Origin of the sequence: uncultured Martelella sp. (genome assembly GCF_963677965.2) — a bacterium.
Classification (GTDB): Bacteria; Pseudomonadota; Alphaproteobacteria; order Rhizobiales; family Rhizobiaceae; genus Martelella; species Martelella mangrovi.
Window position 1 is genome coordinate 2,582,135 of sequence record NZ_CAXXFM010000001.1, and the last position, 22,685, is coordinate 2,604,819.

Genomic DNA, 22,685 nt, shown 5'->3' on the forward strand with positions numbered 1-22,685 from the left:
AAAACGGCGGCGGTCAGACTGAAGGTGGAATGCGAAGCTTGAGCGGACAGCATTCTCTCAGTAGCAGAGCCGGCGCCTGGAACGGCAAGCGCATGGCCATGTGTCCCGGCAGGTTTGGCCATGCCCGGACTTTTTTCGGAAAAATGACTTGGCGGAAAACAATTCTTAGTTTTCTTCCGTATAGGTTAGAAAAACTATCATGCCAGCCTTCAGAAAGGGTTTCACCTGATGCGTAGGGCCGCAATCGTCATTGCCTGGATCATTACGTCGATTTTTGTGCTGGGTCTGGTCACCTTGCCGATCGACCTGCGCACGCAGATTGTTGTGAGTGCGGTTGCCGTTGCGGTGATGATGGTGCTCAAGCAGATGCATGCTGAGGGAAACTGGCGTTTGATTGCGCTTGCTTTCGGCACGTCCATTGTGCTGCGCTATGTCTTCTGGCGCACCACGAGCACGCTTCCGCCGATCACCGAGCTTCAGAACTTCATTCCCGGCCTTATGCTTTATTGTGCGGAGATGTTTTCGGTCGGCATGCTGGCGCTCAGCCTGTTCGTGGTCTCCTTTCCGCTTCCCGTGCGTCCGCGCTGGGGCAAGCTTGAAGGCGATCTTCCCTATGTGGACGTCTATGTCCCGTCCTACAACGAGGACGCCACGCTGTTGTCCAATACCTTGGCCGCTGCCAAGGCAATGGATTACCCGCCCGAAAAGCTGAAAGTCTACCTGCTGGATGACGGGGGATCGGAACAGAAGCGCAATTCCAAGAACCTTGTGGAAGCCAGCCTTGCCCAGACGCGCCATCGTGAGCTGAGGCAGCTCTGTGCCGAACTCGGCGTCGGCTACCTGACCCGGCCGCGCAACGAGCATGCCAAGGCCGGCAACATGAACCATGCGCTGCAATATACCACGGGCGACCTGATCGCCGTGTTCGATGCCGACCATGCGCCGACCAACGACTTTCTCCAGGAAACCGTTGGATATTTTCAGGAGGACCCCAAGCTCTTCCTTGCCCAGACGCCGCACTTTTTCATCAATCCGGACCCGCTCGAACGCAATCTGCGGACTTATGAACTGATGCCGAGCGAGAACGAAATGTTCTACGGCATTATCCAGCGCGGCCTCGACAAGTGGAACGCATCCTTCTTCTGCGGATCGGCCGCGGTGTTGCGGCGCGAGGCGCTTGCCTCCGTGAACGGCTTTTCCGGCGTGTCGATCACGGAAGACTGCGAAACGGCCGTGGAGCTGCATTCCAACGGCTGGAACAGCGTTTATATCGACCGGCCGCTGATTGCCGGTTTGCAGCCTGCGACCTTCTCGAGTTTCATCGGCCAGCGCAGCCGCTGGGCCCAGGGGATGATGCAGATCCTGCGCTTCAAGTTTCCGATCCTGCTGCGCGGCCTGACCATACCGCAGCGCCTGTGCTACATGTCGTCCAACCTGTTCTGGCTGTTTCCGTTTGCGCGCGCATCCTTCCTGATCGCGCCGCTGTGCTATCTGTTTTTCGGCCTGCAGATCTTCGATGCGTCCGGCGGCGAGTTTCTGGCCTATACGCTGTCCTATCTGATCGTGAACATGCTGATTCAGAACTATCTTTTCGGTCAGTTCCGGTGGCCGTGGATATCCGAACTCTATGAATATATCCAGACGGTGCATCTGATGCCCGCCGTCGTTTCCGCGATCATCAATCCCAAGAAACCGTCCTTCAAGGTGACGGCGAAGGATGAATCGATCGAGCACAGCCGTCTTTCGGAAATCAGCCGACCGTTCTTCATCATCTTCTTCATCTTCGTCGCCGCCATGGTGATGATGGTCTACAGGCTTTATGCCGAACCTTATCTGGCAGGGGTGACCTGGGTCGTGGGCGGCTGGAACTTCCTCAACCTGTTCCTGACGGCGGCCGCGCTCGGCGTGGTGTCGGAGGTCGGCGAACGGCAGAAAGCGCGGCGGGTGAAAATGTCCCGGCGCTGCGAATTGGTGATCGGCGACAGTGTCTATCGCGGAACCATCGAGGATGTCTCGACCGATGGTGCAGGGCTTCAGGTGCAGGTGCGCGATCTCGACAGGCTGCGCCCCGGCACCCATGCGTTGCTGCGTGTCGAACCGCACAGAGGCGGTGATCCCGGCGAAGTGCCGGTGATGATCCGTCATGCGCGTTCACTGGGCGAACTGGCGATGGTCGGCTGTCGTTATGCGCCGGTCAGCAGCCTGCATTATTCCGTGGTGTCCGATCTCATGTTCGCCAATTCGGACCGCTGGCAGCAGCTCTTGCAGTCACGCAAGAACGATCCCGGAACGCTCGGCGGCACCTTCTGGTTCATCAAGATGTCGCTGCGGCAGATGGGGCGCGGCATGAGCTATTTCATCGGGAAATATCAGCCGAATACCGGCGGCGCACCGGTCAAGGCGAGGGGCAAGAGCTGATGAAACGGATCCTGCTTTTTCTTGTTGTCTTCATTGCAGGCCCGCAGCTGGCAGCCGCACAGACGGCGGCGCCGTTTGATATGGGCTCCGATGGGTCCGGTCCGCCGCCGCAGGCGGTTGATCCGGCACAGCCTCAGCCGTCGGCATCGCCGGCCTCCCAGGCGGCTTCGGCCACCGGTGAGGGCGTTCCGTTTTTCCGCTATGTCATTCCCGCCGACCAGATGCGGATCGAAGGCGAAAACGTCGAACGTTCCTGGTCGGTGTACCTGACCGAAGAACAGGCGCGCTCGTCCGTAAAGTTCAACATCGGTTATCAGAATTCGATTTTCGTCGCGCCGGAATTTTCGCGGCTGACGGTTTCCTTCAACAATGTCGAGGTCGCCCGTCCGCCGCTGACATCCTCGGAGCGACAGTCCGACATGCGTTTCGATGTGCCCGATGGCGTGTTGAAACCCGGCTACAATCTCGTTTCCTTCAACATCAAGCAGCGCCACAGAACCGACTGCGATCTCGATTCGACCTATGACCTGTGGACGGATATCGATCCGGAGCGGACATTCCTGCTGTTCGACAACCCCGACGCCGGGATGATGTCGACAACGGATGATATTCGCGCCATCGGGGTCGATTCCATCGGCCGCACCCAGTTTCATATCGTGGCGCCGGGCCTCAGCGACACGATTGCCGCCGATCCGATGCTGGAACTGGCACAGGGGCTTGCGCTTCTGGCGGACATGCCGAACACCTTCTTTACCTATTCGAAATCCGAACCGGCGCGGTTCGCCTCGGGCGTTCTGCCGGTCTATGTCGGCACGCCTGCGGAGCTGCAGCCGCTTCTGGGCGACGCGCTGCCTGATATCGGCACCACCCAGTCGGCCCGTTTCGTCTCCACCAACGCGCTTGGCCAGAGCGTGCTCGTTCTGATGGCCCCGTCCTGGCAGCGGATCGGTCCGCTGATCGACGGCATCACCACGCCGGCCGCCCGCAGTGCCGCCCAGAAAGAGGAAGCCTATTCGACCCATTCCTGGCGCAAGCAGGATACGCAGCTTCTGACCGGCCATCGCACGCTGACCTTCGAACAGCTCGGTATTCCCTCGCAGGAGTTTTCCGGCCGCGTCTTCCGTGCAGAATTTGCCATCGGCCTGCCGGCCGACTTTTATGCCGATGCCTATGGCGAAGCCCGGCTTTTGCTCGATGCCGCCTATGGGCCGATCGTGCTGCCCGGCAGCCGGCTACATGTCTTCGTCAACGATCAACTGGCGGCAACATGGCCGATCAGCACCGTCAATGGCGCCGTGCTTCGGCGCACGCCGGTGCGCTTTACCATGCGCCACCTGAAGCCGGGCGTGAACAAGATCGTTCTCGAAGCGGCACTTTTGACCAAGGAAGATGCTGCCTGTCTGCCGGGAGCGACAGCCGACGACACCCCGCGCTTTGCCGTGTTTGATACGAGTGAATTCGAAATGCCCAATTTCGGGCGGGTGGCGCAGGTTCCCAATCTGTGGGCAACCAGCGGCACGGCGTTTCCCTATTCGCGCCATGAGGAGCGTATTCCCCTCTACATGGACAGCCTCAACGGCGACACGATGAGCGCGGCTTCGGATTTCGTGGCGAAACTGGCCAATGCCGCACGCCGCCAGATTCCCATCGACGTGGTGCACGCGGTCGAGGATGTCGGTGACGGCGATGCGATTTTCCTCGGCAGTATCGGCACGGTGCCCGCCCAGGCATTGCGGGAAGCCAAGATTTCCCAGACCAGCCGCAGCGTGTGGACCCAGCAGGTCGGCGGCGAGGCCAATTATTCGGAGGGGCCGGAAACCACGATCGAGGAGTGGGACGAGGCGGTCACCGCGGGGTGGTACAACTGGATCTTCGAGGTCGAAAAATACCTGAAGCGCAATTACGATCTCTCCTTCGAGACGCTGCGCTTCCTGCCGCGACCGGATGACGATTATCTGCCGCCGAACTCGATCTCAATGATCATCGCCCAGGAGCCGAGCCCGGACGATGACGGCGCCTGGACCGTGATCTCCGCCCCGACCCACGAAAATCTCTCCAATGGCATGATGGCGCTGACCAAACGCCAGCACTGGGACGCCGTGCAGGGCCGGATCACCACCTATAACCGCAATACCGGCGTGATCGACAATGTCGGCATCGGATCGACCGTGTTCATCTTCGATACGCCGTTTTCGATCAGCAATATCCGGCTGGTGCTGACCAACTGGTTCTCGACCAACACCATGTCGTTTTCGCTGGCACTGGTGATCGGAACCGTCCTGCTCGGGATTGCCACCAAGCAGATGCTGACCCGTTTCGGCCGTTACGACGAGTAATATCAGGGATCGGTTTCACCGGTCCCCCAGACTGCTGACAAAGCTCGTCCCGCGTTCTTTCGTCATACCGGCCTTGAGCCGGTATCCAGGGCCGCTTGTTGTGCGCTTCCAGAAAGAGTCTTTGCGCGCAAGGACTTGGCCCTTACTAGATTCCGGCTCAAGGCCGGAATGACGGCGGGGGTGTAGGCGAAGCTGTGATTACTTACAGGGTTTCTCAGCAGTCTAGGGATCGGTTTCACCGGTCCTTGGGTAAAAACGCCTGAAACCCGATCACTGCCGCGCCGGCAAGGCCGGGCTCTTCGCCGCTGGCCGCGGGCACGATCAGCGGATGGGCGGGTTTCGACAGGGTCAGCGGGCGCACCGCCTCGTCGATTGCCGCCACGAGCGCGTGGTTGCGGGCAAGTCCGCCGCCGGCGGGAACGATGGTCGCGCCGGTGAGGTTGACCGCCATGGCCAAAGGTCCGGCGACGAGCTGCAGAAACACCTCCACCGTGCGCGCCGGTCCGGTTTCGCCCGCCTGCCAGCCGGACAATATGGCTCTTGCCGTATCGTTCTTTCCATGAAGATGGGTGTGGAGGCGCTCAAGGCCCGGCGCTCCGGCGACGGTATCGAGGCAACCCGAAAGGCCGCATCCGCAGGCAAAATGCGGTATCGGCGTATCACCGGCCATGAGCGGGACGACCGGGCCATGGCCCCATTCGCCCGCAAAGCCGCCAGCGGTGTTGATCAACCGCCTGCCGGAAACGAGGCCTCCGCCGACACCGGTTCCGAAAATGACGCCGAAAACGATATCATGTCCCTTGCCGGCGCCGAACACGGCTTCGGCAAGGGCGAAACAGTCGGCATCATTGGCAATGTGAACGGGAATGCCGGTTTGACGGTGCAGATCGGTTTTCAGGTCGGTGCCGTGGATTGCCGGTATATTGGCCACGATCAGTTTTCCGGTTTTTGGGTCGACAACCCCGGCAAGCGAGATGGCGATGGCATCCGGCCGTTGCGGCAGGGCCGCTGCAAGGCTCGCAAGCCGGTCCAGAAACGCGGCGTGGTCCCGTGCCGGCGTGTCGAAGCGGGTCGCAGCGCCCGGCATCTGTCCGTCGGCGGCCAGAGCCGCACGGATCGATGTGCCGCCGATATCGAAACACAGGATTGAACGCGTCATCGCATGCTCCCTTGAAAAAGGCCTCACGCGGTGATTTTTACCCGATTGCGCCCTTCCGTCTTTGCTGTGTAGAGCGCCTTGTCGGCCAGATCAACGATGTCGGGCTGGCTGGCCTGCGGGTTGAACACCGATACACCGATGCTGACGGTCAACTGGCTTTCGCTGCCATCCGGCAGGACCATGGTGTGTTCGGATATCGCCTTGCGGACCCGCTCGGCGATTGCCGCCGCCTCATAGGCTCTCAGTCCCGGCATGATCATCACGAATTCCTCACCGCCATAGCGGTAGGCACGATCTCCGTCGCGGGCGTTTTCCGAAATGACCTGGGCTACCTGGCGCAAAACGTCGTCACCGGCAAGGTGGCCATAGGTGTCGTTGAAGACCTTGAAGTGATCGACATCGATGATCAGCAGGGCAAAGGGCTGGTTTGTCTCGCGCGCGGTTTGTATTCTTGTGTCGAGGACCCGGTCGAATTCGCGGCGATTGTCGAGGCCGGTCAGCCCGTCGGCGCGGGCGGCTGCGGAAAGCTTGTCTTCCTGCTCGATGATCTGCTTCATCATCGCGTTGAAGGCCTGGGCGACGGAGGCCAGTTCCGGCGGGACCCGCACATCGATCTCCCGGTCGCGTTCCCCGTTGGCAACCCGCATGGCGCCTTCGACAAGCTTGTCCGTGCTGCGGATCAGGGCCTGATCGATGATGTAGATGCCGGCTGCGGCAAACAGGAAGGCGAACAATCCGGCCAGTCCGGCAAAGAGCTCGAGACTTTTCATGACTTCAAGCGCGCGGGCATGGCTCTGCTCGTTGAGGATACGCATCGTCTCGGCAATATCCTCGATGCGTTTGCCGGTTTCCGCGATAGCGCTTTCAAAACGGATCAGGGTCGGATCGACCGTTCCCTCCTGAGGCTCGACGGCAGAGGCAGCACGGAGAAGCGCGGACCATTGCTGCTCCACGCCTTCAAGGATCGGGATGAAGGCGGGATGTTCGCCAGTGATCTGTTCCAGATCGCGCAGGTGGGTGGCGACTTCTCGCTCGGCAGCCTCGAATGTGCTGCGATAGTGTTCTTCGCCACTGTTGGCGTAGTCATTCACCGAGGCGGCGATATCCCAGAGATTGCTCTGGATCCGCTCCAGCGAAACCAGCACGCGGTGCTGGGTGTGTAGGACATTGCGGAACGGCTCGGCAACCTGCTGGCGGTACTGGGTGTACCAGACGGTCGACAGCAGGACGACGGGTAGCAGCGCAAGAGCAAAACCGAACACAAGCCAGGCCCGCAAGGAAAGGCTTTGCAGCCATCGCCTGATGTTACCGGCCTTGATGTCGTCATCCATTCGGGTCGTCTCCAGTCCATAGATATTATCGGTGCCGGGACTGCTGCCCGGGGATGAACAGGATGTGCATGCTGCTCATGTGTTAAGGTCGTCAGACCGCGTCAGCCTTTCATTCCTTTCCTGCCGGGTCTTATGCCGGTGGCCCGCCAAAGCCATGAATTCCGCGGGCGAGAGGCTGTGCCGGAAAGCAATGAAATCTGCCAATTGAACCAGGATCGGGGTGAACGGTTCGAATGCACTAAAACCCTTATGCACGGAAAGGTTCAACTATCCGTAAGTTGTTTTCGGCTCTCGAACGAGATGTTGTATCGCCGCAAGTACATCAACCTGCAATATCCGCCCCGATATCCGGTGCCACCCACTCTTTCAGCCTATAACGGAAATACTGCCCCGGCAGATCAGGCGGCCGAAAACAGCGACCCGCTGGCCGTTGGCGCGCGCATAGCGATCGCTTGCGTTCGGGGGTGAGGGCGGTCTGATCCGTATCCTTCAGCGGCGGTTTGGGGAGGTCTGCGTTTTTTGCATAGGGGCCTTGCTGAAAAGGGTCTGTCTCATCCAAATCAAAACGATTATATCGGGTTCAACAGCAATTGATGAGCGTCCCTCAAGCGAGACGCCTGATTGAAGAGACAAGAAGATGAACGTCACACGCAGCCTCAGCAACTGGATGAAATACCGCCGCACCGTCAGCGAGCTGGATCGTATGTCCAGCCGCGAACTGTCCGACCTCGGCATCAACCGCGAAGACATTCGCCGGATCGCACGCCGGGCTTCGTTCTAAGCGACGCATAACGAATTTACAGAATTCGAAGGGTATTCTCCTCCTCCTCCCAAATACCCTTCGATAGGTCGGTGATACTCCTCCTCCTCCCAGTCACTGACCACATCAAATGGCGCTCACCGGATTCCTCCTCCCCCGGTGAGCGCTATTTTTTTGTGTTTTTGCAGACGAGGCGGAGCAGAACCGCTCGGAATGCCGAATTGCACGTTTTCTGATCAGTTTGGGCGCGCGACAACGCCGAGCATTGCAGAAAATGCATAGGACTGTTGACGCAAACCCTCTGCCTCACGCCCGGGACAGGATCTATATTCCTCATTGTCAGAAGCAAGGATGCGTCGCACGGATGCGACGCCGAGACCTTCAGGTGAAGGGAGAAACGATATGAGCATGACACATAGCTTCAACAACTGGATGAAGTACCGTCAGACGGTCAACGAACTGAACCGCATGAACAACCGCGAACTGGCCGACCTCGGCATCAATCGCGAAGACATCCGCCGGGTTGCCCGCAAGGCTGTAAAGTAAGACCCGGTTCCGTTCGGGGCCGCGGCTTCCGTTCATGATGCCGCGTTGATGATACCGACGGAAAGTCCGGGGCGGACTGGCGAAAAACGCCGCGCTCCGGTGACAGAAAATCCCCATCGCCCTCTGTCCATCCTCCCGGGCAGAGGGTGTTTTTTTGCCTGAAAACCGACGTTGCCCGGCGTTTGCGCCATGTATAACCGTACCGAAAAATAAAAAATTAGCGTCTTGCTCCGGTCATGATTGTCGCGTAACAAATGCACTATCGAATTTGTTTGCTAAGTTACGTCTGCGTGAAAGCGCTGGAAACGGTCTTCCTATCAAAATCGAACGACACTGCATGGTGTATATCATGTGAATTTGGAACGCACGATTTGAAAGGAAATCGTTATGAGCGTCGGTACCGTTAAATTTTTCAACACCACCAAGGGCTATGGCTTCATCGAACCGGAAGACGGCAGCAAGGACGTTTTCGTCCATATCTCCGCTGTTGAGCGCTCCGGCATGACCACGCTGGCCGAAGGCCAGAAGGTCAACTTCGAAGTTGTCGCCGATCGCCGCACGGGCAAGAGCGCCGCTGAAAACCTCAGCGCCGCCTGATTTCCGGGCGCGGACCGGCCATCACGGCCGGGTGAAAAACAAGACCCTCCGGAACGCCTGTTCCGGAGGGTTTTTTATGCCTGATATGCCGGTTTCGGCTGCAGTCGTTTTCAACGCACCAGAAAGACCGGAATTTTGCAGGCGCGCAACACAGCCGTTGTCGTCGAACCGATAACGAGGGTGCGGATGCGCGAATGGCCGTAGGCGCCCATCACCAGAAGGTCGGCGCCGGTTTCGACTGCCGTATCCTCGATGACCTTTTCGGCATGGCCCTGACGGGTCAGAAGCTTTGCCGTTACGCCGGCATCCTGCAGGCGCTTCAATGCCGCTTCCGCCTTTCCGGCGAGAGGATCGCCATCCTTGCAGACAGTCAGAAGCGTTGCCTCCGTCTCCTGCAGAATGCTGCTTGTCGCAACGCGCTCCACGGCCTTTTCGGCGCTCGGACCGCCGTCATAGGCGATCAGCACCTTGTGGATCGGCTTGAATGCGCGGGCGGCCACGAAGACCGGCTGTTTGGCCGAGCGCACGGCGCGTTCCAGGTTGGAACCGAGATGGCCGGTGGCGATATCGGCTCCTTCGCCGCGCTTGCCGATGACGATCACGCGGGAATCCGCGCCAACATCTTCGATCGCTTCGACGAAATCGCCATTGCGCAACCGGATATTGACGTCGGTCACACCTTCGGCGGCAAGCCGCTCCAGCGCGCCTTCGAGCAGGAGCCGGCCGCGCTTTTGCGCCAGTTTGGCGTTCTGTGCGTCAAGCTCGGCCAATTCCTCCAGAAGCGCGGTGCGGGCGCCAAGGCCGATGGATCCGGAAAGATCGGTCGGCGCGTGATGGCCCTGCTTGCGCTCCAGCACATGAACCAGTTCGACGGAGAGGCCAAGCTGCCCGGCAATCCAGGCGGCATGGTCGCACACGCTTTCGGCGTAGTTCGAGCTGTCGATAAAGGCAGTCAGTTTATCCATGATCTCTCTCCCTAGTGCCCCTCTTTCATGAATTCTTCGAGCGCGTCGGGCTTGTCGTGGACGGCAAGCCGGTCGACGATGGTCGCGCTTGCCTCATTGAGGCCGACGATATCGACGTCGGCGCCCTCGCGTCTGAACTTCATGACTACCATATCCAGCGCTCCGACACTTGATATATCCCAAATGTGGGCATGGGAGACGTCGATAACGACCTTTTCAAGCGCTTCACGGAAATCGAAGGCGGCGTTGAAATCCTCCACCGAGGCAAAGAATAGCTGGCCTTCGACATAATAGGTCCGCGCGGTGCCGTCTTTGGAAAGTTCCGAGCGTACGCCGAAGAGCTGGGCGATTTTCCAGGCGAAGAAGATGCCCGACAGCAGCACGCCGACGAGAACGCCGATCGCCAGATTGTGGGTGGCGACCACGACGGCGACCACCGACAGCATGACCGCGGAAGAGGAACGCGGATGATCCTTCAGATTCTTGATCGAAGACCATGAGAATGTCCCGATCGAGACCATGATCATCACCGCAACAAGCGCGGGCATCGGGATCTGGCGAACCCAGCGGTCGAGCACGACCACAAGAATGAGCAGGACGAAGCCGGCAATAAAGGTCGAAAGCCTGCCGCGGCCGCCCGATTTCACGTTGATCATCGACTGGCCGATCATGGCGCAGCCGGCCATGCCGCCGATAAAGCCGGTGAAGAAGTTGGCGATGCCCTGTCCGGCGCATTCCTGGTTGCGGTTGGAGCGGGTGTCGGTGAGGTCGTCGATCAACTGGGCAGTCATCAGGCTTTCCAGCAGGCCGACGACGGCGACGGCCAGCGAATAGGGCAGGATGATCACGAGCGTCTCAAGCGTCAGCGGCACCATCGGCAGGTGGAACACCGGGAAGGCGTCCGGCAGTTCGCCCATGTCGCCGACATTGCGGACGTCGAAATGGAAGATCATCGTCAAAGCGGTGATGACGATGATGGCGACCAGCGGGGAGGGGACCACACTGGTGACGCGCGGCAGCAGATAGATGATCGCCAGCGCGCCTGCGACCAGCACATAGGTCATCCAGGTTACATCCGTCAGCTCCGGCAATTGCGCCATGAAGATCAGGATCGCCAGCGCATTGACAAAGCCGGTCATCACCGAACGCGAAACGAAACGCATCAGCGCGCCGAGTTTCAAAAGCCCGAAGATCACCTGAATGATGCCGGCAAGCACGGTGGCGGCCAGCAGGTATTCCAGCCCGTGGCCGGCGACCAGCGGGGTCATCAGCACGGCGGTTGCCGCCGTTGCAGCGGAAATCATGCCGGGACGGCCGCCGACAAAGGAAATGATCACGGCAATCGAGAAGGAGGCGAACAGGCCGACCTTGGGGTCGACGCCGGCGATGATCGAAAAGGCGATGGCTTCGGGAATGAGCGCCATGGCAACCACAAGGCCGGAAAGCGTGTCGGCGCGCACATTGCCGAACCACTCCTGCCGGTATTGGGCGAGTGAGAAATGTCTGGTGTTCATCAATGGTCCCTGAAAGTCTGTTTGCGGCCGGCAGGCGGAATGCGGGCCGGAACGTCATGAAAACAGTTTCAATGGTTGTCCGGCGGATCGGCGGCCGGAAGAGCCACCCGGGTTTTCACCGGGTCCGGGGTTCATTGACGACAGTCAATACGGACTTGAGCGCGACGGGGCAAGGTTTGCAGCGCAAAATATGGCGAAATTGGGGGCGATTGTTCATACCGGCGTGCGAACCCTGATGCGCTCGTGCGATCAATCCTGGCCTCCAGATTGCCCGCCCGCGTGATTTATGCGTTCCCCAATGCAGACAAGATAGGCCTCGCACATCAGCAGCAACTGACCATGCAGCCTGTCGGCCTCGTCAGTGTCCAGGCCGCGTTCGAAGGCGTTGCGCACCGTGCCGAAAATAACGGTCACAAGCGTCAGGTTCACTTCTGCAAGGTTGGCGAAATCCACATCGCTGGCGCTCGAAAACATGGCGGTGGTTGCTGCGTCGACCCGTTGTGCGAATGTTTCGATGAGCGCGGTGTTATCGAGATCGGCGACAGAGCGATAGAGCGCCCGCGTGACCTCCGGTCTTTCGGTCTTGGCCTGCCAGTAGGTGTCGATCAGGGCCTTGAGCATGTTCTTTGCGCTTTCGCCCTCCTGTGCCCGACAGGTCGCTTCGATCTTTTCCGTAAGTGCTACGAGATAGCGCTCGTTCAGGGCGTAGATCAGCGCCTGCTTGTTCGGAAAATATTGATAGAGCGTGCCGACGGAAACGCCGGCGCGTTCGGCCACGCGTGTGGTCGTCAGGTTTTCCGCGCCCGGTCGGGTCAAAAGCTGAATGGTCGCCTCGAAAATGGCGTCCACGGTGGCCTCGGCACGCGCCTGACGCGGCTGTTTCCGGGGTGTCAGAGAAGGGCGGGCGGGGCTGGGCAAAAGCGAATCCAAAAAATGAATAATGCTTCATATATTAGGCGCGGAATGCAATGTTTGGAAAGGATTTGATGAATGTCTGAACAGAAAACGGTCCTCGTCACCGGCGCCAACAAGGGGATCGGGCTGGAGATCGCCCGCAAGCTTGCCGCCGCGGGTATGCAGGTGATCATCGGCGCGCGGGATGACGGCCGCGCTCAAAAGGCAGTGGACGACCTTGGCGCCGAGGGACTTGTCGTCCGGCCGGTTCACATCGATATCGATGACAGTGAAACGATTGCCGCAGCGGCAGCATGGATCGAGGAAAAACACGGCAGGCTGGATGTGCTCGTCAACAATGCCGGCATTTTCGATTTTTCCGATGGTCCGCCCGATACGGCCGCAATCAGCGCCGTCCGCCGGGTTATGGAGACGAATTTCATCGGAACGCTTGCCGTCACGCAGGCCATGCTCCCGCTCTTGCGCAAGGCGGAGAACGGACGGATCATCAATATCTCGAGCTCACTCGGTTCCCTGACGCTCAACGGCGATCCGACGTCGCCCTATTACGCATCGCAGTTCATCGGATATAATGCCTCCAAGGCGGCGTTGAACATGTTGACGGTGCAGCTGCATGAGGCGTTGCGCGGCAGCAGAATTGTCGTCAATTCGGTGAGCCCGGGTTTTGTGAAGACGGATCTGACCGGTTTTGGCGCGATGACCCCGGAAGAAGGCGCACGGCTTCCCGCCCGCTTTGCGCTTGAGGGGGCGGAGTCCGGCGGCTTCTTCGAACCGGACGGCAAGACGCCGTGGTGAGGTGAGGGCATGTGCGCAACGCACCTGTCTTGATCTGCACAAGGAGAGGGAAGGCAGAGGACGTGATGTCAAAGAAAGGGAGGAGCCCCGAAGAACGAGCCGGTGATGACGATGCGGTCGAAGGCATTGTCATTACCCACCCGGACCGCGAACTTTTTCCGAAGGCCGGGGTGCGGAAGATCGATATTGCCCGTTATTACGGCCGTGTCGGCGCGCGCATGAGCGCTGTCTCGGGAGCGCGGCCCGTCTCGCTTCTGCGCTGTCCCGCCGGCATTGATGGCGAATGTTTTTTCCAGAAACATGCGGGCAAGGGGTTTCCGGAAGCGCTCACCCGGATCGACATTGCGGAAAAGGACGGTGAGATCGCGGAATATCTCTATGTCACTGGCCCTGAAGGCTACGTCGCCGCGGCCCAGATGGGCACGATCGAGTTTCATGGCTGGGCAGCGCGTGCCGACCGGCTGGAACGGCCGGACCGGATGGTGTTCGATCTCGATCCCGATGAAGGCCTCGGCTTTGCCGAAACGAAGAGGGCGGCCTTTGACCTGAAAGCCCTGCTTTCGGATATCGGGCTTGAAGCCTATGCGATGGTGACCGGCGGCAAGGGGATTCACGTTGTCGTGCCGATCAGGCGCTCGGTCGGCTGGGAAACGTTCACAACCTTTGCCAGAACGCTTGCCCATCTGATGGCCGATGAACAGCCCGACCGTTTCACCGCCGCCATGTCGAAGGAAAAGCGCAAGGGGCGCATCTTCATCGACTGGCTGCGCAATGAACGCGGCGCGACTGCAATCCTGCCCTATTCGGCGCGCGCTCGCCCCGGCGCCCCGGTCGCCACCCCCGTCACCTGGGACGAGCTGAAGGACCTGAAATCGGCCGCCGCCTTCGGGCTGGAAAATATCGCAGAGCGTTTGAAACGGGACGACCCGGCGCTTGCGGTCAAGCCGCAGACGCTTGGCAAGACGGCGTTCGGCAGGCTTGAAAAGCGCATCCGTTGAGTTTCCGCCCTGGTTACGGGTGCCGCGTGATGCAGCCATGCGTGGCCGTGTTGCCATTGTGACTTGAGAAACGAACCGTTTTTCACTAAACAAACACCCACTTGTCCGCTTTATGACGGTTTTATGAATGTTTTCCCGGATCTGGAATAACTACCTCGCTCCGCTGCTTGGCCGGCCTGCGCGTGTGCAGCTCGCCGCCCTTTGCCACCGCGACGGAGCCGACGGTCCCGAAGTCCTGCTGATCACCTCGCGAACCACGAGGCGCTGGATCATTCCCAAGGGATGGCCGGTGGCCGGGACCGACGGTGCCGGCACGGCGCTGCAGGAAGCCTGGGAGGAAGCCGGTGTCAAACCCGCCGACACCGACCGTATCCGGATCGGACGCTATCGCTACAACAAGATCGTCAATGGCGGACTGCCGGTGCCGACCGATGTCTATGTGTATGCGGTCAAGGTCGAGGCGCTGCTGGACAGTTTTCCGGAAATGGCCGAGCGCGAGCGGGCATGGATGAGCCCGGAGGATGCGGCGCGTGCTGTTGATGAGCCTGAACTCAAGGCAATCCTGAAGGATTTCCCCAAACGCATCGAAGACGCGCGTCGCCGCTGAGTGCCGTTTGGCATGGCTGACCGGCTTCCGGATTTTCAAGGACATTCAAAGTGACAGAAGATGCCACGCCGCAGTGGAAGACGCTCGACAAGGACCTGAACCGTCTGACGCGTCTGGAAGAGGCGACCATGTATGCCGCCCGCCCTCTGGTGGGCGTCGGCGTCAGTCTCGTGTTTGTGACCCTGACCGTGGTTGCGGCCGCGATTTTTACCGGCGGCGAGCCGCAAAGCCTTGCGGTCATCGTGGCGGCCGCCTTCGGGGCCTATATGGCGCTCAATATCGGCGCCAATGACGTTGCCAATAATATGGGACCGGCCGTGGGGGCCAAGGCATTGTCGCTTCTCGGCGCCATCGCCATTGCCGCCGTGTGCGAAAGTGCCGGTGCGCTGCTGGCCGGCGGTGACGTGGTCTCGACGATTTCGAAGGGCATCATCGACCCCTCGGCGCTTTCCAGCACGGCGGTTTTCGTGCGCGCAATGATGGCGGCACTGCTGGCAGCCTCGGTCTGGGTCAATGTCGCCACCTGGATCGGCGCGCCCGTCTCCACCACGCATGCCATGGTCGGTGGTGTCATGGGCGCCGGCATTCTGGCGGCGGGCTTTGCCTCCGTGCACTGGTCGACCATGGGGGCGATTGCGGCAAGCTGGGTGATTTCGCCGCTGCTGGGCGGCGTCATCGCGGCGGCCATGCTTGCCTTCATCAAATGGCGGGTCATCTATGTCGAGGACAAGATTGCCGCTGCGCGCACCTGGGTGCCGGTGCTGATCGGGGTGATGAGCGCCGCCTTTGCGGCCTATCTTGCGCTGAAGGGGCTGAAGAAAATCGTCGCCATCGATTTCGGCACGGCCCTGATCATCGGCGCGGTGGCCGGCGTTATCCTCGGCTTTGTTTCGGTGCCCTTTATCCGGCGCCAGTCGGAGGGGCTGGAAAACCGCAACCGCTCGCTGAAGACATTGTTTCGCCTGCCGCTCGTGGTCTCTGCGGCACTGCTTTCCTTTGCCCACGGCGCCAATGATGTGGCCAATGCGGTGGGGCCGCTGGCGGCCATTGCCTATGTGCAGAAATCCGCAGCGGTTGCCGGAGAGGTGGCCATTCCGCTGTGGGTGATGCTGATTGGGGCGCTTGGCATCTCGTTCGGCCTCGTGCTGTTCGGGCCGAAGCTGATCGGCATGGTCGGCAGCCAGATCACCAAGCTCAACCCGATGCGGGCCTATTGTGTGGCGCTTTCGGCCGCCGTGACGGTGATTGCCGCCTCCTGGCTCGGCCTGCCGGTCAGCTCTACCCATATTGCGGTCGGCGGCGTGTTCGGCGTCGGCTTCTTCCGTGAATGGTACATGGAACGGCGTGCCCGCCGTATCGAGATGGAACGGCCGGTTGCCCGCCGCATTCCGGGGCAGGAGCGCGCCCGCCGCAAGCTGGTGCGTCGCTCGCATTTCATGACCATCATCGCAGCCTGGGTCATCACCGTGCCGGCCGCAGCCTTCCTGTCTGCCGGATGCTTTCTGCTGTTGCAGGCTATCGGTTTTTAGGCGGCGTGCTCCGCCCGGTTGGCGGTATACGATTTCTGCTGCCTATACCGAAAATTGCGGAATTATGGTTGCACAATTTCAAGTATTCCTGGTTTAGGAAGTACTTTACGTTGAGGTCAGGGCAGTTTTCGTTTAGGCTCCCGTCATCGTGCATCCGGACAAGACGTCCGGGTTAGGGGTTGTGCGGGGGTATGATGACGGTGCCTTATCGCTGGTTCAGCCAGCGGCGGAAGATGCAGTCTTGTAAATGGCCATGTAACCATTGGCGGGGCTTTTTGGTCGGAACCCTTGGTCTGGTTCTGGTTTCGTTTGCGGTTCTGGATTATCCGGTCGGCTTAATGAGCCAGGACTTCAATCCGACAGTGGTCCACTATGGTAAGCTTCTGACCCATTTCGGTAAATCCGACTGGATTTTGTTCGCCAGCTTTCTCGCGATCATTGTCGGACTGGGGGCAGCGGGCACGGGGGACCGGCGCACCCGGGCCAAAGGGGTCTTTCTCGCCCAGGCGTCCAGCTTTGTCTTTGCTTCCGTGGCCTTTTCAGGAATCGCCGTTGCGATCATCAAGAATTTGATTGGCCGGCCGCGCCCTCATTTGCTTTTACATCAGGATATCGGCCCGTTTTCATTCAGTCCGATGCATTTCGACTCCGACTTTGCGAGCTTTCCATCGGGACATTCGACGACGATCGCGGCGATATTTACCTGTGCTGCGTTTTTCATGCCGCGTCATCGCGTGCTGTTCTTCAGTCTTGCGGTGGTGATTGCCATGTGTCGCACGATTGTCAGCGCTCATTATCCAAGTGACGTTATCGTCGGGCTCGCCTTCGGAACCTGGTGCACCTATTTCGTGGCGATCTTCTTTTCACGTTACCGCATGGTTTTCAGGATCGACGAAACCGGCAAGCCGGTGCCGCGCAACAGTATCAAGGCACTCAAACCGGCCTTCATGCGTAGCCACCATGCTCAGGCTTCCGGGGAAACAGACCTTGACTTGCGGGCTCAAAAAGGCCATTAGCCTTCGCGGTTAAAGGACACAAATTCATGCTGAAGCTTCTGCGTCCCGTATCTGGCGATGTTAGCCTGGCGCCCCGCGCCGGCAGCAGGGTTTGTGCATCCGGAATTCTCATCAAAACGGCCAAGAAAACGACGACAAAAATCGTCTGACGTCTCTGGCCCCGCCGCTCTCTCCCCGGTCTGGCCGGGGACTGGAAGGGGCCTGACGGCCGCTCTTCCGCTCCCGACCACATGAGGAGAGAAACGAAAGAGAGCAATATCATCATGGGTTTCAAGATTGCAGTCGCTGGCGCTACCGGCAATGTCGGGCGCGAAATGCTTTCCATCCTCGCAGAGCGCGGTTTCCCGGCCGATGAGGTCGTGGCGCTCGCTTCCAGCCGGTCCGTCGGCAAGGAAGTTTCCTTCGGCGACAAGACCCTGAAAGTCAAGAACCTGGAGAACTACGATTTCTCCGATACCGATATCTGCCTGATGTCGGCAGGCGGTTCGATTTCGCAGAAGTGGTCGCCGAAGATCGGAGCGCAGGGCTGCGTGGTGATCGATAATTCGTCGGCCTGGCGTTATGATTCCGAGGTTCCGCTGATTGTGCCGGAAGTCAACCCGGATGCTGTCGAGGGCTTTACCAAGCGCAATATCATTGCCAATCCGAATTGCTCGACGGCCCAGCTGGTTGTCGCGCTGAAGCCGCTGCATGATGCCGCGACCATCAAGCGCGTCGTGGTCTCCACCTATCAGTCCGTTTCCGGCGCCGGCAAGGATGGCATGGACGAGCTGTTCAACCAGACCCGCGCGGTGTTTGTTGCCGATCCGATCGAAAACAAGAAGTTCACCAAGCGCATCGCCTTCAACGTCATTCCCCATATCGATGTCTTCATGGAAGACGGATACACCAAGGAGGAATGGAAGGTTCTGGCCGAGACCAAGAAGATGCTGGATCCGAAGATCAAGGTCACCTGCACCGCCGTGCGCGTGCCAGTGTTCATCGGCCATGGTGAAGCCGTGAACCTCGAATTCGAAAAGGAAATCACGGCCGATGAAGCGCGCGATATCCTGCGCGAGGCGCCGGGTTGCCTGGTTGTCGACAAGCATGAGGACGGCGGTTACGTGACCCCGGTCGAATGCGCTGGTGAGGACGTCACCTATATTTCGCGTATCCGCGAGGACGCGACGGTCGAAAACGGCTTGGCCCTGTGGGTGGTTTCCGACAATCTGCGCAAGGGAGCGGCCCTCAATGCCGTCCAGATCGCCGAATTGCTGGTCGAGCGCAATCTGATCAAGTCGCACGCTACGGCCTGATCAAGACATTCTATCGTGAAATGACTGAACGGCGTCGGGAAACCGGCGCCGTTTTTCGTTGCTGCCGTCTTGCTGGGAATATCCGCGCCATCTTGTGCTCATGTTCCGCGACACTTGAGAATCAAACAGGGACAACGCCCTTTTCCCGCTGGCATTGCGCGGGCGGGCCTGCGACTGACCGTGGCGCGCGCCGATGACTGACCGGCAGGATCGCCGTCATTGAACCGGACACAGATACAATCTGTGGAAAAGCTGACCAACAAATCGCTACCAGAAAATTGCGCTTTTTGCACTTGCTCGACTGAAAATCGAGAAAGCGGTGTCGCTTTTGCCGGAACTTACAAACGAGCGGTAATCAAGCTCTGAATTGTCAATTGTGCTTATCTTCTAATGGGTTGAAGCGCGTCTTCTCGTTGCGTGTATTGTTTACTGGTTGCTCAAAATGATTGTGATTGGCTATTTTCATCGTTAGTGAGAGTAAGTTTTGCGCCGTCATGTAACCAATTGAAATATAATAATAAATTATAAAAATTTCATTTTTATAAGTAGAGGGTAGTCATTAAAATCCACTTTTACGGGATTTTATAGAAAGCCGTGTGTTGCAGAGGTGCCACGTATTGATTGTATCGATCGAATTTTAACGCAAAGATATATACACACGTCATAAATTAAGGTAATGCGCACATAAGTTGATACTCAAGGAGGGTGAAGTTGAATAAGTTGCAGCGTGTGAGGCGGCGCGTAAATGGCCGTTCGTCCTTTCGGAAAAGACTTCTGGCAAATCAAACCGCCCTCTCTGGAGTATTGACAGTCGGTATCGCGCTGATGGCCGCTACGCCAGCTTTATCAGCTGATCGTAACTGGACTGGTTGGGATAGCGGTGATTTTGTAGAGGGGGCGAACTGGGGCGTGTTTGGCTTTGGAAATGCGCCCGGCGCTGGTGATACCGCAACCATCGGCTTGCTTGGTGTTGTTACGCCAGCCTATCTCGATCAAAGCCATACCGTGCAGTCCCTCACAGTTGAAGATGGCGGCGGCTTTACCATTCGCAATGGTGGTGCCCTGACAGCCGACAGCATATCGGTCAGGAGCTTGGGGCGCGTCACCATAGACAATGGCGGCACGTTCAGTGGTCATATCGGCAACACAGGTGGTTTTGTCACCAACGGGGGCACAGTCTTTGGAACGGCGTCTGTTTCCGGCGGTGTGTTCACCAATAACGGCACAGTCACGGGAGCAACTTCTGTCACCGGCGGTCTGCTGTCCAATAACGGAGCATTGCAGGGCGCATTGGATGTGGACGGCGGCGTCGTTATCAACGAAGCAGGCGGCAATGTCGCCGGTGTCACGACGATCTATGACGGTGATGTCACCAACGGAATTGTTTCCGGCGCGGATTTCGGCACGGTGGTCAATTATTCGACCGGTGTGGTCAATTCCAACGGCTTTACCAATGGTAGCTTCGGTCGCACCCAGAAACTCGTGAACTACGGTTCGGCTGTAAACCGGATTGGCGGTTCAATCACGACGGCGACCAATGAGGCCGGAACCTTCACCAACAGCGGCAGCATCGTTGGCGCGCTGGTTGTGAACGGCGGTACCGTTAACAACAACGGTACCGGTTTGTTGAACAACGGTACGGTCGGCGGGCTCACGACGATTACCAATGATGGCGTTGTGACCAACAGCGGTGCTTTAGGCGCTGTCAACAACAGCTCTTCTGCCGGCGGCAACGGTTATGGCTTCATCAATGAGAACGGTGGTTCCGCAGGCGGACTGATCAACAGCGGCAACGCAATCAACCAAGCAGGTGGCACGCTTGCTTCCGCACAAAATGAGGCCGGTGGCTTCTTCGCCAATGAGGGTACTGTCAGCGGCGCTATTATCGCCAACGGTGGCTTTGTCAGTAATACCGGTACTGTCAACGGTGCTCTCGATGTCAATGGTGGCTTGGTCGTCAATGAAGGTACTGTCGACGGTGCCCTCGATCTTGATGGCGGCTTGGTCGGCAATATCGGCCTCATTGGCGGGACGGCTGACATCGCAAGCGGCAGTGCGCTGTTCAATGCCGGCGTGATTCAGGGAGCGACGACGAATGGCGGTCTGCTGCTGACCAGCGGAACGCTGAATGGCGGGCTGACCAACACGGGCCTGGCCGGTATTGAGGGCACGATTAACGGCATGATCGTCAACAGTAATATGTATGACGATACATTCGTGCTCATGGGAGACCTTTCCGGTAACGGTACACTTGACAACCAGGGTACATTTACGGCCTGGGGCGGTCATACGATTTCGGGTATCGATATCGAGAATAACGGTATACTCAACGCCTCGAACTACAGTACGAATACGAATGCCCTGAAGGCTGCGGGATCGTCTGCAACCACCCTAAACATAGATGGCAACATCACGCAGGGCGGTGGAATTGTGCTCGGTACTTACGCCGACACGACGACTGATCAGATCCATGTGACGGGTGATTTTTCCGGGGCTGATTATGATCTGGGGCTCTATGGGCTGAATTATCTCGATACGCCGGACGAGCGTACGTTGATTACGGTCGACGGAGACTTCTCGGCGGCGATCGGAGATGTCTATGGACTTGGCAATACCGCCAATCCGCTGATCGTCAACAGCGTCCGGGAAACCGGCAATTCGGTCATCCTGGCAACTGCGCTCGACATGGCGCCGATCAGTGGCACGCTCGGTGGTATTTATGCCGCGCAGGCTTTCACCGGCATTACCACGAACCGGTTTGACGGCAGCTATGTTACCGAAGTCGACGGCGCGCAGAAAGGCTGCTCGCCGGGTAGCTACACTCGGATGAACGGCGGTACTTTTGAAACCACGTCAACGGCGTCTTCGAACGGTTCGGGTTCCGCGACCACGAATTCTGACATGACGTATGGCGGTGTCGAACTTGGCATCGATTACGGTTGCTTCGATCTCGGAGAAAATGGCGGCCAGGTCAATTTCGGTATCCTTGGCGGCATCAATTCCGGTAAGATCAGTGAAAATGATACGGTCGCCGGTATCCGCTACAACGGGTTGAACGAGTTCGAGCAGAAGTATTTCGGTGCTTATGCGTCCTATTTCGCCGGACCGTTCTTTGCCGAACTGCGGACGACCTATGGTCAGACGTCCTATGACATCAACCAGATGCGTATGGCCTCAGGTTTTTCGACGACGGTCTTCGACCAGAATGACTTCGACGCTGATCAGTACACCGCATCGGGCTATGTGGGCTACAACTTCGATCTGGACCGCCTTGCCCTGACGCCTTCGGTCGGACTGTCCTATTCGAACAGCTCCTTTGACGATCTTCGTGTGGCCAGCGGTTCCCCGGCAAAGATCGCGTTCGACGATATGGACACCTTTGTCGGATCGATCGGGCTGGCGGCATCGACGGCCTTTGTTCTCGAGGAGAACAAGGGAACGATCCTGCCGTTCCTGTCGGGGACCTACTACAACAACTTCTCCGATGACCCGACAGCCGAATATGTGTCGTCGGCCGGTATCCGCACGCCGATCACAACATCGACGGTCGATAGCTACGGAGAAGTCAGCGTCGGGTTCAACTACCTCGCACCTGCCGTGACAGGAAACATGCGCCAGCTCAGCAGCCAGCTGAGAGCGGATTTCCCGGTCGGTGACGATGTCTCCGGCGCCCAAGTCTCGCTTTCGCTGCGTGTGCAGTTCTAAGGTGGCATTTCGAAGTTCGGGCGGTCTTTGACCGCCCGAACCACCGATACGGAAAACAGGGCGGGCCGTAGCCCGTTTTTTGAACGCGCGGTGTTTGTTCTCAGATGGCGACGGCCGCATGCGTGCGGCATTGTCTGCATTTCGGCCGAAAGGCTGACCTGAGCCTGATCAGACGCTCTTCGGTCAAGCATGAATTCGG

18 protein-coding genes and 1 other annotated feature are annotated in these 22,685 nt (G+C 58.8%); of the genes, 13 read left to right on the forward strand and 5 right to left on the reverse strand.

Annotation, left to right across the window (positions count from 1 at the left end; translation table 11 throughout):
• Positions 1-228: 228 nt before the first annotated feature.
• Positions 229-2,418: a UDP-forming cellulose synthase catalytic subunit gene (bcsA, locus tag ACHZCU_RS12070; protein ID WP_319518966.1), complete on the forward strand. Its 2,190-nt coding sequence runs from the start codon at positions 229-231 to the stop codon at positions 2,416-2,418.
• A complete protein-coding gene (locus tag ACHZCU_RS12075) occupies positions 2,418-4,754 on the forward strand; it encodes a cellulose biosynthesis cyclic di-GMP-binding regulatory protein BcsB (protein WP_319518967.1) in 2,337 nt (778 codons plus the stop codon). Before bcsA ends, ACHZCU_RS12075 begins: the two co-directional genes overlap by 1 nt.
• Before the next feature lie 235 nt (positions 4,755-4,989).
• On the opposite strand, the gene ACHZCU_RS12080 is transcribed toward ACHZCU_RS12075, so the two are convergent.
• A complete protein-coding gene (locus ACHZCU_RS12080) occupies positions 4,990-5,913 on the reverse strand; it encodes an ROK family protein (protein ID WP_319518968.1) in 924 nt (307 codons plus the stop codon).
• Between the two features lie 23 nt (positions 5,914-5,936).
• On the reverse strand, positions 5,937-7,244 hold the full coding sequence (locus tag ACHZCU_RS12085) for a diguanylate cyclase (RefSeq protein ID WP_319518969.1): 1,308 nt from the start codon (positions 7,242-7,244) through the stop codon (positions 5,937-5,939).
• Positions 7,245-7,881: 637 nt separating this feature from the next.
• Here ACHZCU_RS12085 and ACHZCU_RS12090 point away from each other — a divergent pair.
• The 3 genes from ACHZCU_RS12090 to ACHZCU_RS12100 all read left to right on the forward strand — a co-directional run bounded on the left by ACHZCU_RS12090 (position 7,882) and on the right by ACHZCU_RS12100 (position 9,147).
• Entirely contained in the window at positions 7,882-8,025 is a 144-nt protein-coding gene (locus tag ACHZCU_RS12090) for a DUF1127 domain-containing protein (RefSeq protein ID WP_106306594.1), read from the forward strand.
• 381 nt (positions 8,026-8,406) lie between these two features.
• Positions 8,407-8,550, forward strand: coding sequence for a DUF1127 domain-containing protein (locus ACHZCU_RS12095; protein WP_319518970.1), 144 nt, complete (start codon positions 8,407-8,409; stop codon positions 8,548-8,550).
• Between the two features lie 387 nt (positions 8,551-8,937).
• Complete coding sequence (locus ACHZCU_RS12100; RefSeq protein WP_106306600.1) at positions 8,938-9,147, forward strand: cold-shock protein; 210 nt, start codon at positions 8,938-8,940, stop codon at positions 9,145-9,147.
• Between the two features lie 110 nt (positions 9,148-9,257).
• Here the strand turns inward: ACHZCU_RS12100 and ACHZCU_RS12105 are convergent, their stop codons facing one another.
• The 3 genes from ACHZCU_RS12105 to ACHZCU_RS12115 form a co-directional block, all read right to left on the reverse strand.
• Positions 9,258-10,112 carry a universal stress protein gene (locus tag ACHZCU_RS12105; RefSeq protein WP_319518971.1) on the reverse strand — a complete coding sequence of 285 codons (855 nt, stop codon included), beginning with the start codon at positions 10,110-10,112 and terminating at the stop codon, positions 9,258-9,260.
• A gap of 11 nt (positions 10,113-10,123) precedes the next feature.
• Positions 10,124-11,626 (reverse strand): SulP family inorganic anion transporter, encoded by a 1,503-nt coding sequence (locus ACHZCU_RS12110; RefSeq protein ID WP_319518972.1) that lies wholly within the window; start codon positions 11,624-11,626, stop codon positions 10,124-10,126.
• A 73-nt stretch (positions 11,627-11,699) separates the two neighbouring features.
• Positions 11,700-11,755, reverse strand: a sequence feature (sul1 is cis-regulatory element that is thought to sense ions involved in sulfur or methionine metabolism; They are found in Alphaproteobacteria).
• Between the two features lie 120 nt (positions 11,756-11,875).
• Entirely contained in the window at positions 11,876-12,475 is a 600-nt protein-coding gene (locus tag ACHZCU_RS12115) for a TetR/AcrR family transcriptional regulator (protein WP_319518973.1), read from the reverse strand.
• Between the two features lie 141 nt (positions 12,476-12,616).
• Between ACHZCU_RS12115 and ACHZCU_RS12120 the strand changes: the two genes are divergently transcribed.
• The 8 genes from ACHZCU_RS12120 (at position 12,617) to ACHZCU_RS12155 (ending at position 22,486) form a co-directional block, all read left to right on the forward strand.
• Positions 12,617-13,336 (forward strand): SDR family oxidoreductase, encoded by a 720-nt coding sequence (locus tag ACHZCU_RS12120; protein WP_319518974.1) that lies wholly within the window; start codon positions 12,617-12,619, stop codon positions 13,334-13,336.
• A gap of 65 nt (positions 13,337-13,401) precedes the next feature.
• A complete protein-coding gene (ligD, locus tag ACHZCU_RS12125; RefSeq protein WP_319518975.1) occupies positions 13,402-14,334 on the forward strand; it encodes a non-homologous end-joining DNA ligase in 933 nt (310 codons plus the stop codon).
• 127 nt (positions 14,335-14,461) lie between these two features.
• Positions 14,462-14,941, forward strand: a complete 480-nt coding sequence (locus tag ACHZCU_RS12130) for an NUDIX hydrolase (RefSeq protein WP_106306612.1) — start codon at positions 14,462-14,464, stop codon at positions 14,939-14,941.
• Positions 14,942-14,991: 50 nt separating this feature from the next.
• Entirely contained in the window at positions 14,992-16,470 is a 1,479-nt protein-coding gene (locus ACHZCU_RS12135; RefSeq protein WP_319518976.1) for an inorganic phosphate transporter, read from the forward strand.
• A 194-nt stretch (positions 16,471-16,664) separates the two neighbouring features.
• On the forward strand, positions 16,665-17,486 hold the full coding sequence (locus ACHZCU_RS12140; protein ID WP_319518977.1) for a phosphatase PAP2 family protein: 822 nt from the start codon (positions 16,665-16,667) through the stop codon (positions 17,484-17,486).
• 26 nt (positions 17,487-17,512) lie between these two features.
• Positions 17,513-17,635: a hypothetical protein gene (locus ACHZCU_RS12145; protein ID WP_319518978.1), complete on the forward strand. Its 123-nt coding sequence runs from the start codon at positions 17,513-17,515 to the stop codon at positions 17,633-17,635.
• 114 nt (positions 17,636-17,749) lie between these two features.
• A complete protein-coding gene (locus tag ACHZCU_RS12150) occupies positions 17,750-18,781 on the forward strand; it encodes an aspartate-semialdehyde dehydrogenase (protein WP_319518979.1) in 1,032 nt (343 codons plus the stop codon).
• A 711-nt stretch (positions 18,782-19,492) separates the two neighbouring features.
• Positions 19,493-22,486 carry a hypothetical protein gene (locus tag ACHZCU_RS12155; protein ID WP_319518980.1) on the forward strand — a complete coding sequence of 998 codons (2,994 nt, stop codon included), beginning with the start codon at positions 19,493-19,495 and terminating at the stop codon, positions 22,484-22,486.
• Positions 22,487-22,685 lie beyond the last annotated feature (199 nt).